Annotated in this window: 19 protein-coding genes; 14 read left to right on the top strand and 5 right to left on the bottom strand. The window is 42.0% G+C overall.

The features are described 5' to 3' along the window. Positions 1–186 precede the first annotated feature (186 nt). Entirely contained in the window at positions 187–606 is a 420-nt protein-coding gene (locus ACO05V_RS20705; protein WP_421856053.1) for a YebG family protein, read from the bottom strand. 128 nt (positions 607–734) lie between these two features. Between ACO05V_RS20705 and ACO05V_RS20700 the strand changes: the two genes are divergently transcribed. The 5 genes from ACO05V_RS20700 to ACO05V_RS20680 all read left to right on the top strand — a co-directional run bounded on the left by ACO05V_RS20700 (position 735) and on the right by ACO05V_RS20680 (position 4,827). Continuing rightward, complete coding sequence (locus ACO05V_RS20700; RefSeq protein WP_421856051.1) at positions 735–1,598, top strand: mechanosensitive ion channel family protein; 864 nt, start codon at positions 735–737, stop codon at positions 1,596–1,598. Positions 1,599–1,662: 64 nt separating this feature from the next. After that, a complete protein-coding gene (locus ACO05V_RS20695; RefSeq protein WP_421856049.1) occupies positions 1,663–2,223 on the top strand; it encodes a hypothetical protein in 561 nt (186 codons plus the stop codon). Between the two features lie 97 nt (positions 2,224–2,320). After that, entirely contained in the window at positions 2,321–2,800 is a 480-nt protein-coding gene (locus tag ACO05V_RS20690; RefSeq protein ID WP_421856047.1) for an FKBP-type peptidyl-prolyl cis-trans isomerase, read from the top strand. A 278-nt stretch (positions 2,801–3,078) separates the two neighbouring features. Next, positions 3,079–3,435 (top strand): hypothetical protein, encoded by a 357-nt coding sequence (locus ACO05V_RS20685; protein WP_421856045.1) that lies wholly within the window; start codon positions 3,079–3,081, stop codon positions 3,433–3,435. Between the two features lie 15 nt (positions 3,436–3,450). Further along, the gene (locus ACO05V_RS20680) at positions 3,451–4,827 is read left to right on the top strand and encodes a class II fumarate hydratase (RefSeq protein WP_421856043.1); all 1,377 of its coding nucleotides are present in this window, start codon (positions 3,451–3,453) and stop codon (positions 4,825–4,827) included. 85 nt (positions 4,828–4,912) lie between these two features. Here ACO05V_RS20680 and ACO05V_RS20675 read toward each other — a convergent pair whose 3' ends face one another. Both ACO05V_RS20675 and ACO05V_RS20670 read right to left on the bottom strand, forming a co-directional pair. Continuing rightward, positions 4,913–5,614, bottom strand: coding sequence for an aspartate/glutamate racemase family protein (locus ACO05V_RS20675; protein ID WP_421856041.1), 702 nt, complete (start codon positions 5,612–5,614; stop codon positions 4,913–4,915). Positions 5,615–5,728: 114 nt separating this feature from the next. Then, positions 5,729–6,184, bottom strand: a complete 456-nt coding sequence (locus tag ACO05V_RS20670; protein WP_421856039.1) for a GNAT family N-acetyltransferase — start codon at positions 6,182–6,184, stop codon at positions 5,729–5,731. Positions 6,185–6,336: 152 nt separating this feature from the next. Between ACO05V_RS20670 and ACO05V_RS20665 the strand changes: the two genes are divergently transcribed. Next, a complete protein-coding gene (locus ACO05V_RS20665; protein WP_421856037.1) occupies positions 6,337–6,801 on the top strand; it encodes a GNAT family N-acetyltransferase in 465 nt (154 codons plus the stop codon). A gap of 17 nt (positions 6,802–6,818) precedes the next feature. Here the strand turns inward: ACO05V_RS20665 and ACO05V_RS20660 are convergent, their stop codons facing one another. Together ACO05V_RS20660 and ACO05V_RS20655 are read right to left on the bottom strand one after the other, a co-directional pair. Further along, entirely contained in the window at positions 6,819–7,082 is a 264-nt protein-coding gene (locus ACO05V_RS20660; RefSeq protein WP_100188303.1) for a DUF3820 family protein, read from the bottom strand. Between the two features lie 70 nt (positions 7,083–7,152). Next, complete coding sequence (locus ACO05V_RS20655) at positions 7,153–8,043, bottom strand: LysR family transcriptional regulator (RefSeq protein ID WP_421856034.1); 891 nt, start codon at positions 8,041–8,043, stop codon at positions 7,153–7,155. A 247-nt stretch (positions 8,044–8,290) separates the two neighbouring features. Here ACO05V_RS20655 and ACO05V_RS20650 point away from each other — a divergent pair, with 247 nt between their 5' ends. The 8 genes from ACO05V_RS20650 to ACO05V_RS20615 all read left to right on the top strand — a co-directional run bounded on the left by ACO05V_RS20650 (position 8,291) and on the right by ACO05V_RS20615 (position 13,827). Then, positions 8,291–9,406, top strand: a complete 1,116-nt coding sequence (locus tag ACO05V_RS20650) for an S-(hydroxymethyl)glutathione dehydrogenase/class III alcohol dehydrogenase (protein WP_421856032.1) — start codon at positions 8,291–8,293, stop codon at positions 9,404–9,406. Between the two features lie 80 nt (positions 9,407–9,486). Next, positions 9,487–10,317 carry an S-formylglutathione hydrolase gene (gene fghA, locus ACO05V_RS20645; protein ID WP_421856030.1) on the top strand — a complete coding sequence of 277 codons (831 nt, stop codon included), beginning with the start codon at positions 9,487–9,489 and terminating at the stop codon, positions 10,315–10,317. A 360-nt stretch (positions 10,318–10,677) separates the two neighbouring features. After that, entirely contained in the window at positions 10,678–11,205 is a 528-nt protein-coding gene (locus tag ACO05V_RS20640; protein WP_421856028.1) for a hypothetical protein, read from the top strand. Between the two features lie 30 nt (positions 11,206–11,235). After that, positions 11,236–11,994 carry a hypothetical protein gene (locus ACO05V_RS20635; RefSeq protein WP_421856026.1) on the top strand — a complete coding sequence of 253 codons (759 nt, stop codon included), beginning with the start codon at positions 11,236–11,238 and terminating at the stop codon, positions 11,992–11,994. Between the two features lie 85 nt (positions 11,995–12,079). Then, entirely contained in the window at positions 12,080–12,256 is a 177-nt protein-coding gene (locus ACO05V_RS20630) for an HAD family hydrolase (protein ID WP_421856024.1), read from the top strand. Positions 12,257–12,350: 94 nt separating this feature from the next. Next, the gene (locus tag ACO05V_RS20625; protein ID WP_421856022.1) at positions 12,351–12,830 is read left to right on the top strand and encodes a GNAT family N-acetyltransferase; all 480 of its coding nucleotides are present in this window, start codon (positions 12,351–12,353) and stop codon (positions 12,828–12,830) included. 88 nt (positions 12,831–12,918) lie between these two features. Next, positions 12,919–13,161: a type II toxin-antitoxin system Phd/YefM family antitoxin gene (locus ACO05V_RS20620; protein ID WP_421856020.1), complete on the top strand. Its 243-nt coding sequence runs from the start codon at positions 12,919–12,921 to the stop codon at positions 13,159–13,161. 96 nt (positions 13,162–13,257) lie between these two features. Then, positions 13,258–13,827 carry an RBBP9/YdeN family alpha/beta hydrolase gene (locus ACO05V_RS20615; RefSeq protein WP_421856018.1) on the top strand — a complete coding sequence of 190 codons (570 nt, stop codon included), beginning with the start codon at positions 13,258–13,260 and terminating at the stop codon, positions 13,825–13,827. The last annotated feature ends 521 nt before the right edge of the window (positions 13,828–14,348 follow it).

Below are 14,348 nucleotides of genomic sequence, written 5' to 3'. Positions count from 1 at the left end.
ACTCCCTAACTAATTGCTATTAAAGCGCTTCTATTCTTAAGAAATGCAGTGATATTCTTAGTAAAGGAGATTGCCTTTTTAAGATGACAATTTCATGACGTTATTGCTAACAATTCGCGTTTCAAAATGGCGGGAATAGCATTTTGGTTTATTGGATTCTAGATATCAGCAACAAGTGATGCCGCATTATGCGGCATCACTTTCACGAAAATCGGTCAGTTCGTCATCAAATACAAGGGTGCTTTCATCTTCGTCATACATCACATCTTCATCTGGTTCTATCACTAGGTCTTCCAGTGCTTTTTTAGGTGCCGCTTCTGCTAGATCAAGCTGTGCACTGGATGCTTTATTCGCTTTTTTAGGTTTTTGAGGACTTTTCTTCTTGTTGCCTAAAATATCTAACAGAGAATCTTTGTTTTCAGCCAAATACATAGACAGTGCTTCTTTTTGAGAATGATCGCCTGCTAATTTGCTTTCATCTAAAATCTCGTACAACGCCTCAGCGGTGTCTAATAGTTTGTCGTATGCATCGGCTTCAGTTTTAGAAGTAAACGTCATTTTTTCGATTCCATCGCGTTCTACAACATATTTGATAATTACAGGCATAATCCACCTCATGAAATAAAAATACTGTATAAATATACAGTTATTTTTCGTCGTTTGTCTAGCGCTTTTATTTGTTGATCCTGGCAATGATTGTTAAAGTGGCGGTCTTGATAAAGGAAGCACTTTTTATGCCTGTTGATTTTTCCCAGTTAGACTTTTCCATTTTGATGGATCACGTTGAGATCGTTCTAACGATCACTTGGATCTTTTTGTCGTATATTATTAGACGTTATACAAAACGTGTCATTCGTATTAATCAAAAAATTGAGCATGATAAAAAACGTCAGAGAATCAACGCAGTAGACAACATATTTAATTTATTCTTAGTAGTTGGCTTAGTGCTTATTTGGTCATCTGAGTTACAAAATATCGCGATTTCAATCGCTGCTTTTATGGTGGCCTTGGTTATCGCAACAAAGGAATTTATCGCTTGCATCGTTGGTGCATTTTATCGTGCTAGTACGCGACCATATCAGGTTGGCGATTGGATTCGAATCGCCAATTATGAAGGCGAAGTGACCGATAGTGATTGGTTATCGACGACACTATTTGAAGTTGATCTGAAAGGTGGCAGTTACACCTATACAGGTCGTACGACGGTGGTTCCCAATAGTGTCTTATTGCTGCACACGGTTCAAAATCTGAACTACATGCGCCGCTATGTGACCCATACTTTCTCTATCTCTCGTAGTACTGATGATGTGAATTTGTTTACGATAAAAGAGCAAATTTTAGAAAAAATTCGTGAGTACAGCGAGCATTTTCACGATGTTGCTATTCGTTATAACAGCCTTATAGAAAAGCGTTTAGACATTAAGATTTCAGGCCCTGAGCCAAGAGTTAGAATCACCACCACACCTGAAGGTTTTAATGTTTTTACGGTGTCGCTCTTTTGTCCAACCGAAGAAGCCGTGGAGATAGAGCAAAAAGTCACTGAAGATTTTATGACATTTTGGTATGAAAAACGTAATGCATATCTAGGAAATAAGTAAGTAGCATTCAATTTTTTGATACTGAATGTTAGTGGTTTTTTTGCTCATTATTAAAAGGGAATTTATGTCATTTTTAAGAGTTATATCAACAGTCGGTTTGCTTGTATCCTGCTTAATAGTAAGTGGCTGTGATAATTATGTCGTCACTGATAAAGAGATCAATGATAGCCTTGTAGAAACGTTAAAAGAGCCTGCACATAATCATATTACTGGCAATCTTTATACATCAGTGGGTTTATACGTTGATAGTCTAAATATAGAGTTATCAGATCGGAAGGGTGGTTTTGCTTTAGCTAAGCTTAAAGGTCGTCTAGTCTCTAGGTACTCTAATATTGAGCAGATTGGTGTCAGTATATCGTTTAAAGCTGGGGTAAGATTTTATGAAAATGAAGTGTTGCTTGTTGATCCTGAAATATCAAAGCTTAAGCTGTCAGGCAGTTATATTGAATCGGTGCCAAGGATTGCTCGTTGGCCTCATGAACTTAATGCTAAGAGTCTTTTGCGTTCTTACTTAGATGAGCATCCAATCTATGTGCTAAACCATTCTTTCATTGAAGGGGTGAGCGCATTCAGATTGAAAGATGTTGTGATAAAAGAAAAGAGCTTAGAGTTCGTAATTCGCTAGTTAAGTATTCATACAACTTCTATAATGCCCCAATACAATAGAGCCAGACATAACAAGCGCTAGCGCTTAATTATTGAATTATTAATGAGGAAACAGCATGTCGATTGCAGACAATCAAGTCGTTCAATTTCACTACACTTTGCGTCATGGCGAAGAGTTGATCGAAACTTCTGCGGGCAAAGATCCAGCGGCGTATTTACATGGCCACGGCAATGTTATTCCAGGGCTTGAAAAAGCAATGGAAGGAAAAGAAGTTGGCGAAGAGTTTGAAGTAACGGTTGCTTGCGCTGATGCTTATGGCGAACGTCATGAAGATCGTCAGCAACAAGTGCCAGTGAAGCATTTACAAGGCGCGAAACGCTGGAAAGCAGGCATGGTTGCCATGGTGAAAACCGACAAAGGTATGCGTCAGGTGACGGTTGTTAAAGTCGGCCTGAAGCACGCTACTGTAGATTTGAATCACCCATTGTCTGGCAAAGATCTGACTTTCAACATTCAAATCGTTGATTCTCGTGAGGCAACGAACGATGAAATTGCTCATGGTCATGCGCACGGTGTGGGTGGTCATCACCACTAAGAGCCAAACACTTTAAGTATTGTTTTCTACAAAGCCCCTGTTATGGATGATATAGCAGGGGCTTTTGTATTTCTGAGCTTTTGTTTTTTTTGGGTTCTTGTTTTTAGGGTATCAAAGAACGACTGATTTTAATCAAGTAATCGTAGTAAAGATCTTGGTGAATAGTAAAATTTAATAAGAATCGTTATCAACTGCTTGACAGGCCTCACCTTCATGCACATTATTGATAATAGTTATCATTTATGTTGTGTGTTGTAATATTTTCAGAGGGCGAAACAATGAGTCATTATTTAGTGCCATTTTCAGTACTCGAGCAGACCATTCAGGGCGGACAGTGTGCAGATTCCCCAGATGTGCTCTATCATTATTTGAACCTTACAGAAGAGTACGCTGAACGATTAAACATTACCGATGCCACTTTGTTGCATCAAAGAGTGTTCAATGTTTTGCTGGATACGGTTTGCGATACCAGTATTGCGCCTCATTGGCGTCAGACATGTTTAGACAAGGTGTATTTGCCCTTGTCACATCTAAAGCATTTAATTGTCACGTATCAAGATGCCAAGAACTATTTCAAGATGGAGCATAATTTACGAATTTTGAGCCATTACTTTATTTCTTCCTTCGAACAATAAGGACATCATTTACCAATGAAAATGCGTATTGAAAAAGACAGCATGGGCGAATTAGACGTCCCAGAAAAAGCACTCTACGGCGCCCAAACACAACGAGCTATTAATAACTTTCCAATTAGCGATGAGCCACTGCCAGAAGCTTTTATTCGTTCTCTTATCTTAATCAAATCCGCTGCGGCTAGAGCTAATGAATCTTTAGAATGCATTACACCAGAAATGTCTAAAGCGATTCAAAGTGCTTGTGATGAACTGTTAAATGCCGATGATTTGATGCAGCATTTCCCTGTGGATGTTTTCCAAACCGGATCAGGCACCAGCTCGAACATGAACGCCAATGAAGTGGTTGCGACGTTAGCGAGCGCACATCACGGTTCAGCATTGAATCCCAATGACCATGTGAATTATGGTCAAAGCAGCAACGACGTTATTCCCAGTGCTATCCATGTCAGCGCCACATTAGAATTAACCGGTCATCTTCTGCCAGCATTGGTTCATCTAAAAGACACGATCCTTAAAAAAGGCACTGCGCTTGCGGGCTACACCAAAACAGGTCGAACGCATCTGATGGACGCCATGCCAGTTCGATTGGATCAAACCTTTCACGCTTGGGCCGCTCAACTGCAAGACAACATTGATAATCTAACCTACCTTGAAAGCAAAACTACTCAGCTTGCCCAAGGCGGGACGGCGGTTGGAACCGGTATTAATGCTCATCCAGAATTTGCGGAACTATTTGCCAAAGAGTTGTCTTATTTAACCAATGTCACTTTCAGTAAGGGCGCTAATTTTTTTGCTTTGATAGGCTCACAAGATACGGCTGTCGCCTTATCTGGACAGTTAAAGGCGGTTGCGGTGACTTACATGAAAATTGCCAATGACCTGCGTTGGATGAATTCGGGCCCGTTGGCTGGTTTGGGTGAGATTTCTCTACAAGCCTTGCAGCCTGGATCGTCTATTATGCCGGGCAAAGTGAATCCCGTGATTCCAGAAGCCACGGCTATGGTGGCGGCGCAGGTGATAGGCAATGACGCGGCGATTACCATAGGTGGTCAGTCGGGTAATTTTGAATTGAATGTCATGTTACCAATGATTGCTAAGAACTTATTAAATAGCATCAAACTATTGGCAAACAGTGGGCAACTTTTGGCAGATAACGCCATCGCCACACTAACGGTCAATGAAGACAAATTGAATGAAGCATTGCATCGTAATCCTATTTTGGTGACGGCACTTAATCCGATTATTGGTTATGGCAAAGCCGCAGAAATTGCGAAAAAAGCCTACAAAGAAGGTCGTCCTGTGGTGGATGTTGCTGAAGAAGAAACTGATTTCAGCCGAGAAGAATTACTCGCTTTACTTGATCCTGCCAAGCTAACCCACGGCGGGATCTAGCAAAGGGTAAATAAGGTTTCGTTATTTGGTTGTTCCCTTACCAAATAACGAAAACGAGCCAGCGTACGCGCTGGCTTTTTTTTATTCAAAATAGAGTCTTTAACGCTTCATCAACAGCGGCTTTAGCGTGAATATAAGTGGTATCAAATAAAGGTACAGTGACGTGTTCTTGCTTGAGAAGTAGGGTGATTTCCGTGCAGCCTTCGATGACGGCTTTCGCTCCGGCTGCTTGAAGTCGATTAACGATGTCGATATAAATTTGTCTCGATTCAGGAAGAATTTTACCGAGACATAATTCCTCGTAAATAATTCGATGTATCTCGTCCCTGTCTTGCTTCGATGGCGTGATTACCTCTAAACCATATTGCTCTTCTAATCGCTTAATATAAAAGTCTTCTTCCATCGAATAGCGCGTACCGATAAAGCCAATTTTTTGATGCTTTTGTTTAACTAGTTCTTTGGCGGTGGCATCGGCAATGTGCAGTAAAGGAATTTTCACTGCACTTTGAACAACATCCGCCACCTTGTGCATGGTGTTGGTTGCGATAAGAATAAAATCTGCCTGAGCTTGCTCTAAACGTTGTGCTTCTGCCGCGAGAATTTCTCCTAATTGCTCCCAATCGCCTTGATGTTGTAAACGCTCAATTTCAGCAAAATCGACACTGGATAAGATGATTTTAGCGGAATGCAGGCCACCGAGTTTTTGTTTGGTCAACTCGTTGATGCTTTTGTAATACAAGGCCGAAGATTCCCAGCTCATTCCGCCAATAATGCCGATCGTTTTCATTCTGCGTCCTTTAGTTTTTATCTTTAATCCATAAAGTCTAACGCTGTTATTGAGCAGTCGTAATGTACAGATGGCAAAATAAATGAAGCGGACTGTAATGGAACAATGGCACCGTTAAAGGCTTCTGGTCATAAATACGCTGTAAGGGTCTAGCTTGTAGTCGGAGAAAGGTCCGCATTCAGTAAATTCATGTTTGGCATAAAGCTTTCTGGCGGGCGCGAAGAAGTCTTGTAATCCGGTTTCTAGGCTGATTTTATTGAGTCCTTTTTGCTTGGCTGTATCGAGAATATGGTGAAGTAGAGTAGAAGCAACGCCTTTGTTGCGGGCTGCGCTGGTGGTGCGCATGGATTTAATTTCTCCATGGGTGTCGCCCAGTACTTTTAGCGCGCCACAGCCGAGTAATTGACTATCTTCCCAAACCGTCCAGAAGGTAATGTTTGGTTTTTTTAAGCCATCTAAATCTAATGCAAAAACACATTCTGGTGGTGAGGCAGCAAACATGTCTTCGAGGTGTTCAGTGAGTATTTGTTTGACTTCTGGGCCAGATAAATCGTCGATTCTGATATCCATTTTGTATTCTTTCCTGAGCAAAAATAATGGGTAATTTAACACGCCAAAGTAAGCAAATCTTGTACCTTAATTAGCTTCTTTTAGTCGTTAAACAAAAGTGTATACTGTTTTTCAAAGTAGGCTTTAGATTATGGAAAGACATAAGGTGTGATATGACAGATCGAGTGAATTTACGACCTGCCGAAATGAAAGACGCTGAAACGCTAATTATGTGGCGCAATGACCCAGAGACACGCAAAGCGTCTCATAATAGTGATGAAGTTATTTTCGAATCGCATCTCGCATGGCTTGATGCATCATTAAGTAATCCGTCAAAAAGACTTTTATGGATAGCGGAAGTAGATGGTGTCGCGATTGGCACTTGTCGAGCAGATAGAATAGAAGGCGCGTGGGAATTATCTTGGACGATTGCACCAGAAGCGCGCGGAAAAGGCTTCGCTCATCAAATGTTGTCTAAACTGGTGCGTTATTTTGATGAGCCACTGCTAGCAGAAGTCAAAGCGGACAATATGGCTTCTATTAAAGTGGCTGAGCGTTCTGGATTCGTTCTCAAGAGAAGCGGAAACAAAGACGGCAATACATTGATTTATAGCCGTCAACCACCCCAAAAATCTTAGTGAGTTTAGGCTAAAGGTCAATCATCAAAGCGAATGCGGACTTTCGGCTCGTCTGGCTTTTTCTCGGTCGGTTTACGCAATGGATCGACCAGTTTTTCCAAGCCATTAATTTTAATTTCCAGCGCCAATTGTAACCATTGTCCCAGATTTCCATTCGGCCAGCCTTCATGTGCAAACCATAATAAATATGCTTCTGGCAGATCAATCAAAACACGGCCTTGGTATTTACCAAATGGCATGGTTTGACGAGCGACTTGGACGAGATCTTCTTGTGAGAACATGGGCTTCGTTTAATGATGAGTTATGTTTGTATTGAAATATTTGAGGTGCGTGTATTTAAACATACGTGGCTTATTTGGCAAATGGTGGATCTTGTTTAAAGCGCTGAATCAGGTAATCACAAATACTTTGTAGCTTCGGCGATGTTTGGCGAACTTTTGGATAAACCAACCAAACGCCGCTGTATGGGTATTGATATTGTGTCAACAAGGCGATCAGCTTGCCGCTGGCGAGATCGTCGGAAACATAATAATCAGGCAATTGCGCGATGCCTAAGCCTTTACGAACTGCATCTAAAAGAGCTGGGCCAGAGTTACTGCGCCATTGACTGCTTACTTTCACTTCTTTGCGTTGACCATCTTGCTGGAATAACCAATGATTTTTCGAACCGATCAGGCAGCTGTGTTTGCTCAATTCCGCTAGTGTATGCGGCATGCCGTGCTGATCAATATATTCTCGTGATGCACAAAGGTATTCGACCCGATCACATAAACGTCGGGACAAATGGCTGGAATCCTTCATGGCGCCCATGCGAATGGCAAGGTCGTAACCTTCTTCAATTAAGTCCACCGAACGATTGGTGAGATGAAAATCCAGTTCGATCTTTGGGTGATTTAATAAAAAATCGTTCATCAAGGGCGCAATGTAGCGCTCGCCGAAGGTGGTTGCACAGGTCATTTTAAACGACCCAATCGGTGCTTGGTTAAGTGTGGAAATCATTTCCTCTGCGCTACTCAATACTTCCGGTAAACCACGGCAATGTTGATAGTACAAATCGCCTGCATCGCTTAGGCGAATGCGTCTTGTGGTTCGAAATAGTAGTGTCGTTCCAAGTTCTGCCTCTAATTGAGTAATTAAGCGGCTGATGTGAGAGGCCGATACGCCAAGTTTAATCGCTGCCGCTGAAAAGCTACCTTGTCTGACGACTTCGATAAAGGCTTCCATGGCTTCCCAGTTTTTCATAGTTTCGGTCTCATTTTGTTGTGCTCATTGTTCTGTGCCATATTGTTATATTATAACAATATGGCGTCATATAAATATTATTGTTGCAGTATAGCAATAATGATTTTCTAAAATAGGCATTATCGTAGGAATTCTTAGCGTCTACACTGTGGGAACTGAATGGGTCAAAACGAATGTGTTCGCTTTGATCTCAAAAACCAATCCCGTTTAAAACGTTAATTGAAAACACGAGACTTTGGAGAAGATAATGAAATGTAAAGCCGCTGTAGCTTGGGGCCCAGGCCAACCACTTAAAATTGAAGAAGTTGATGTTCAAGATCCGCAAAAAGGCGAAGTGCTGGTTCGCATGGTCGCAACGGGTGTTTGTCATACGGATGCGTTTACCTTGTCGGGTGAAGATCCAGAAGGTGTGTTCCCTGCGATCTTAGGTCACGAAGGTGCGGGTGTTGTTGAAGCCATAGGCGAAGGCGTTACGTCGCTTAAAGTCGGCGATCACGTTATTCCGCTATACACAGCAGAATGTGGCGAGTGTAAATTCTGTAAGTCTGGTAAAACCAACCTATGTAGCGCGGTTCGCGAAACTCAAGGTAAAGGCCTAATGCCAGATGGCACCAGCCGTTTCAGCATCAATGGCGAGCCAATCTTCCATTATATGGGCACGTCTACTTTTTCTGAATACAGCGTGGTTCCTGAAATTTCTTTGGCGAAAATCCATGTTGATGCGCCGCTAGAAAAAGTCTGCTTGTTAGGTTGTGGTATCACCACGGGTATCGGCGCGGTACTAAACACGGCGAAAGTTGAAGAAGGCGCAACCGTTGCTGTGTTTGGTTTGGGCGGCATTGGCTTGTCTGTTATCCAAGGCGCTCGCATGGCAGGCGCTTCTCGCATTATCGCTATCGACATCAACGAATCTAAATTCGAAATGGCGAAACAATTCGGCGCGACCGATTGCATCAATCCGAAGAAATTCGATGCGCCAATTCAACAAGTGATTGTTGAGCTTACAGACGGTGGCGTGGATTACTCGTTCGAATGTATCGGTAACGTTCAAGTAATGCGTCAAGCGCTTGAGTGCTGTCACAAAGGTTGGGGTGAGTCTATCGTTATCGGTGTGGCGGGTGCGGGTCAAGAAATCTCCACTCGTCCATTCCAATTGGTAACTGGTCGAGTCTGGAAAGGTTCAGCTTTTGGTGGCGTAAAAGGCCGCAGCCAATTGCCAGGTTATGTCGAAGATTACATGAACGGCAAGATCGAAATCGACCCATTTGTAACGCATACTATGCCACTTGAGCAGATCAACGAAGCGTTTGAATTGATGCACAAAGGCGAGAGTATTCGTACCGTCATTCTGTTCGATAAGTAAGCTTTCGATAAATGATCGTAATGACACCGTTTTGATAAGCCCGCTAAGCGGGCTTTTTTAACACAGCTAAGGAGACAGCTATGGAATTGTTATCCAGCACCAAAAGCTTCGGCGGTTGGTTGAAGCGTTATAAGCATGAAAGCTTGTCAGTGAAAAGCGAAATGACCTTTGCTATTTATCTACCACCACAAGCAGAAACGCAAAAAGTCCCAGTCTTGTATTGGCTATCAGGTCTGACCTGTAACGATGAAAACTTTACTCAAAAAGCGGGCGCATTTCGTAAAGCGGCCGAGTTAGGCTTAGCCATTGTCTGCCCAGATACCAGCCCACGCGGCACGGATTACCCGAACGAGCACGAAAGCTACGACTTCGGCTCCGCTGCGGGGTTCTACGTTAACGCTACGGTTGAGCCTTATTCGAATACGTACCACATGTACGATTACGTGGTTCAAGAGTTGCCGCACTTGATTGAGGCGAACTTTCCCGTCACGGAAAAACGCTCTATCTCTGGTCATTCCATGGGGGGCCACGGCGCCTTGATTTGCGCCCTGAAAAATCCAGGTATGTATCAATCCGTCTCGGCTTTTGCTCCGATTGCTAATCCAACCAACTGTCCTTGGGGCGAAAAAGCCTTCACCGGATACTTGGGTGACGATAAAGCCACTTGGAACGAATGGGATGCGACTTTGCTGATAGAGAAAGCAAATGAACGCTTACCTTTGTTTATCGACCAAGGCGAAGCCGACAACTTCTTGGTAGAACAACTCAAACCAGAAGCCCTAGAAGCGGCCTGTGAAAAAGCCGGACATCCGATCACGCTACGCCGTCAACCGGGCTACGACCACAGCTACTTCTTCATTGCCAGCTTCATCGACGATCACTTGGAACATCATTCCAGAGCCTTGAGTTAATTTCTTATTTTGAACTGACAAAAGCGAGCCGCGGCTCGCTTTTTTATTGCCTGAAAACTTATTTAAAACAACACGTAGGGCGGCATAAGCGAAGCGTGATCCGCCACTCTGTAGGTTGGCCTTTAGGCCAACAACTTCAGATAGAGCAGGTTCGGAGGATACTCAAACCAAGCGGCGTTTCTTCTCGAAACTGCCGCCTACCTCGTCGAAACGCCGCTTGGTTTATCGTAATTTGATGTTGAGCGCGTGTTTACTGGTGTTATAAAAAGCGTTTTACTACCAATAAATTATTTATATGACAATATGTGTTTTTACAGTATTACAACTGCTAGCTAATTAAGCATCATATGAGGTTGGAAATTGTCTGATAGAGAAAAAAATTGGCTGGCGATAGCAAGTCTTGCCTCACAAATTAAGAAATGTGACGAGCTTGGGTTGGTGACGCCAAGTATTGCAATGAGCTATATATGTATAGATGCTATGGCAAGTCTTTCACGTCCGCTAAATAAAAGTCGGGTTACACGGTTAGACTTTATTGAGTGGGTAGATAGCTATGTTAAGTGTGACCCTGAACAAGTTTATAAATATCGTGGAATTGATTTTTACGCAGCGAGATGTACTTTTCTACATACATATGGCTCTAAATCAGAACTACATGAAAAAGATAGCGATATAATGCAGTTCGTTTATTGTGATGGCGGAAGGCACTTTTACAATCCGTCAAAAGATCCTAATTTGGTAATAATCGGTACGAAATCTTTTACAAAAGATATTATAAATGCTGTAACTGACTTCTTAGACGAGTGCGGCAAAGACCTTCAGCTTAAATTTAGGGTTGAAGGGAGACTGTCAGAAGTTTTAGACCTTGTGCCCATAAGTGAATTGTAGATAACAATGACATTAGAGGTCTGAAATTACATGTCTCGTAAATCGATTTTTGATATGTGCAAGCTTTGTCATCAGAAAACTAAAATGAGCTTTGAACATACTCCTCAACAGTCTGCATTTAACGACCAAAAAATTCATGAAGTCTCTTTTGAACGATGGGTAGATCAAGAAAATTTAGATGATCTAGCGTCTATTAAAGGCAAGGTTTACCAACGAGGTTTGGGTGATTATTGCCTCTGTGAAAAATGTAATAACAAAATGGGCTCATGGTATGGCAATGACTATAAAGATTGGGTTCAGTGGGTCGCTAATCACATAGTTAATGGTTCTATTCCTAGTTCTATCGAGCTTCGACCTCTTCACGTATTAAAGCAAATAGCATGTAACTTTATTTGTATAAATGAGCCTGGTACTCAAAGAAACTGGACAGGACTCCGTCAATTTGTGCTAAACCGTGACAGTACAATGTTACCAAATGATTTCCGTTTTTTTATAGCAGGGACTTCCAGCGAGATAATTAGGAAATCAGGTTTATGCAAGTTAATTAACCAGTCTGGAACTAGTGTTTTTTCTGAAATATTATTTAATCCTTTAGTTTTAGTTCTAACAATGGGAACTGCGGCTCCAAGTCCTAAGCTAGTGGAAATAACCAATTTTAAAAATTATCAGTATGATAAAAAATCGAAATTCCGTATTCGCTTACCAGTTTTGTCTGGATATACCGGATATCCGGGAGACTACAGATCTCGTTGCGAAGTGTTATCTGAAGAGGCTAGTCGAATAACTTAACTGTTTATAAATAGCCCTGATAAGCGAAATGATGCGGTTTTGGTATCGGAAGAAGATTGGTCTGCGATTCAGTAGGTTTGGCGTTGTGAAGCCATCGTCAAATCCTTTCGAGTTAGTGTTAAATCAACTTGGATTGGAAAAATCAGATGCTATTGTGGTTGGTGATTCAGCACGAAGAGACCTTGGTGGTGCGATGAGTGCTGGGATCGATTGTATATTGGTCGGTGGCGCTGAACATCCCGCTGCGTTGAAAAGTTTTTAACAACTTGCTAGAGCTATTCCGCGCAATCTAAATTTAGCGCTAATATTGTGTGGCATTTTTTAGCTAACTCGCATTTCACAAGGAAAGTAACCCCATGAACTTCACCATCCGAACAGCAAAAATCGAAGAATTAGAGCCGATTCAAGCATTAATCAATCGCTCAACTCGTGAGCTTCAGCGTGAGTTTTATGAGGAATCAGAGATTGAAGCGGCGTTGGAGTTGATTAGTGGTTTAGATGTTCTCATTCAATCTGGACAGTATTTTGTTGCTGAAAATGATGGCTGTATTGCTGGCTGTGGCGGTGTATCTCTTTCATTGGATGAAGAAACGAGTGCCGAGATTCGAGGCTTCTTTGTTGCACCTGAATACGCCAGAAAAGGTGTCGCTTCAAGTGTGTTTGATTATTGTGAAAAGTATTGTTCTGAAAGAGGTGTTAAGTCGTTATTTTTAGCCTCTACTTTGTCGGGTGAGCCTTTTTATAGTAAGCGAGGATTTACCGAGATTGGACGAGTGAAAGAGCCGCTTTCAAATGGCCAATTTTTTGAGTTGATAAATATGGAAAAGAAGCTTTAATATTTCAATAGTCGCAAAACGTCCGTCTTGATGTACGTACTTTAATAAGTATCAATTGCTCATAATTCAAACAAATTCGAGGTATGTGATGGCTGGAATGACGGCAACAGAAGCACGTAGTAATTTGTACCGGCTCATTGATGAAGTTGCTGATTCTCATCAGTCTATCGTTATTACTGGTAAGCGTAATAATGCGGTTTTAATATCGGAAGAAGATTGGTTTGTAATTCAGGAAACACTGTTTTTATTATCAATACCTAATATGCGTGAATCTATCCGTGAGGGAATGAGTGCCTCTATTAGAGAGTGTGATGAGAAGCTTGATTGGTGATTCATTGAGCTTTTTATTAAGTCTGTTTTTGAGTATCTAGTTGGAGTTTGGCGTCAGATCAAAAACGAATCTTTCAAGCAAAGGACTGTATGAAATATGTCTCGTCTCTTTAAAACTGAAAATGCTCTGCGTTTTTTAACCATTCCCGGCGGTGGCGATTCTCCAGCCAATCATTGGCAATCACATTGGGAAAAAGAATGTTCTACCATGGAGCGTGTTGATCAAGATGATTGGGATACACCCGTTAAGTCTGAATGGGTTGCGACGTTAGATGGTGTTATACGGCGCAGCGAAAAACCGACGATATTGGTGGCGCATTCTGTTGGTTGTATTGCTGCGATACATTGGACGGCTGCGTTGGCAAGCCAAGTTATTGGTGTTTTTTTGGTTGCTCCGGCAGATGTTGAAGATGAGTGGGCGGCTCCACCTGCTCCTTATGCCAGCTTTCGTTCCATTCCTCTAGAAAAACTCGGGATACCTTCTCTTATTATTGCGTCAAGCAATGATCCTTATCTTTCTTTATCACGAGCCAAGTTACTAGCAGAAGCTTGGGGAAGCGAGCTTAAGATGCTGGGCGAATATGGGCATATTGGATCAGATAGTCATCTTGGACGGTGGCAAGAAGGGATTGATTTACTTGATAACTTTAGTGTCCACTGTTTGTAAGTAAAAAAGATTTGTTAGCTTGATTCGTTGATGATCACCCAGCGCATCCTCAAATATCAGAAAATGCTGCTGAAAGCCCCTAGGGTCTAGTGAGTAAAAGGGTTCTAACTTGGTAGTGTTGGCGAGCCCAATTAGATGTGTCAGCACATCGGTAATGTGTTAATCGCTCAATTTTGTCCATAATTGAATTAATGTTTTGATTAATTATTGGCTCGTGGTGTGCGATTCGGTTTCGAAACTTTCTGATTTTCTCCAAATCATTAAAAATACTGCCTCGTAACTGATTGAACGGCATGTTGACTGGAGCATTTGGAAACAGTGAATGTAAATGCTGCTGCCAAAACTGTTGATCGTAGTTGCTTACAAACATTTGTTGCCAGAAGTTAAATGTGAGTTCTGGTATAACTTTGCTTGTACGGTTGTTGATACTTCGTTTGTCACGAGCTTTTGTTAATTCGTCTCTGTACTTCCGAGGTAATGTCAGTTCCAAACTTCGTTGCCATGGCCACTGACTACCAAAC

The organism is Marinomonas sp., assembly GCF_965225885.1.
In the GTDB taxonomy this organism is placed as follows: Bacteria; Pseudomonadota; Gammaproteobacteria; order Pseudomonadales; family Marinomonadaceae; genus Marinomonas.
This window is presented reverse-complemented; position numbering and strand designations above follow the sequence as displayed.

Excerpts from the sequence above, each read along its gene's own strand:
- ACO05V_RS20705 (WP_421856053.1), bottom strand. The coding sequence starts at position 606 with ATGCCTGTAATTATCAAATATGTTGTAGAACGCGATGGAATCGAAAAA.
- ACO05V_RS20700 (WP_421856051.1), top strand. The coding sequence starts at position 735 with ATGCCTGTTGATTTTTCCCAGTTAGACTTTTCCATTTTGATGGATCAC.
- ACO05V_RS20695 (WP_421856049.1), top strand. The coding sequence starts at position 1,663 with ATGTCATTTTTAAGAGTTATATCAACAGTCGGTTTGCTTGTATCCTGC.
- ACO05V_RS20690 (WP_421856047.1), top strand. The coding sequence starts at position 2,321 with ATGTCGATTGCAGACAATCAAGTCGTTCAATTTCACTACACTTTGCGT.
- ACO05V_RS20685 (WP_421856045.1), top strand. The coding sequence starts at position 3,079 with ATGAGTCATTATTTAGTGCCATTTTCAGTACTCGAGCAGACCATTCAG.
- ACO05V_RS20680 (WP_421856043.1), top strand. The coding sequence starts at position 3,451 with ATGAAAATGCGTATTGAAAAAGACAGCATGGGCGAATTAGACGTCCCA.
- ACO05V_RS20675 (WP_421856041.1), bottom strand. The coding sequence starts at position 5,614 with ATGAAAACGATCGGCATTATTGGCGGAATGAGCTGGGAATCTTCGGCC.
- ACO05V_RS20670 (WP_421856039.1), bottom strand. The coding sequence starts at position 6,184 with ATGGATATCAGAATCGACGATTTATCTGGCCCAGAAGTCAAACAAATA.
- ACO05V_RS20665 (WP_421856037.1), top strand. The coding sequence starts at position 6,337 with ATGACAGATCGAGTGAATTTACGACCTGCCGAAATGAAAGACGCTGAA.
- ACO05V_RS20660 (WP_100188303.1), bottom strand. The coding sequence starts at position 7,082 with ATGTTCTCACAAGAAGATCTCGTCCAAGTCGCTCGTCAAACCATGCCA.
- ACO05V_RS20655 (WP_421856034.1), bottom strand. The coding sequence starts at position 8,043 with ATGAAAAACTGGGAAGCCATGGAAGCCTTTATCGAAGTCGTCAGACAA.
- ACO05V_RS20650 (WP_421856032.1), top strand. The coding sequence starts at position 8,291 with ATGAAATGTAAAGCCGCTGTAGCTTGGGGCCCAGGCCAACCACTTAAA.
- fghA (WP_421856030.1), top strand. The coding sequence starts at position 9,487 with ATGGAATTGTTATCCAGCACCAAAAGCTTCGGCGGTTGGTTGAAGCGT.
- ACO05V_RS20635 (WP_421856026.1), top strand. The coding sequence starts at position 11,236 with ATGTCTCGTAAATCGATTTTTGATATGTGCAAGCTTTGTCATCAGAAA.
- ACO05V_RS20625 (WP_421856022.1), top strand. The coding sequence starts at position 12,351 with ATGAACTTCACCATCCGAACAGCAAAAATCGAAGAATTAGAGCCGATT.
- ACO05V_RS20620 (WP_421856020.1), top strand. The coding sequence starts at position 12,919 with ATGGCTGGAATGACGGCAACAGAAGCACGTAGTAATTTGTACCGGCTC.
- ACO05V_RS20615 (WP_421856018.1), top strand. The coding sequence starts at position 13,258 with ATGTCTCGTCTCTTTAAAACTGAAAATGCTCTGCGTTTTTTAACCATT.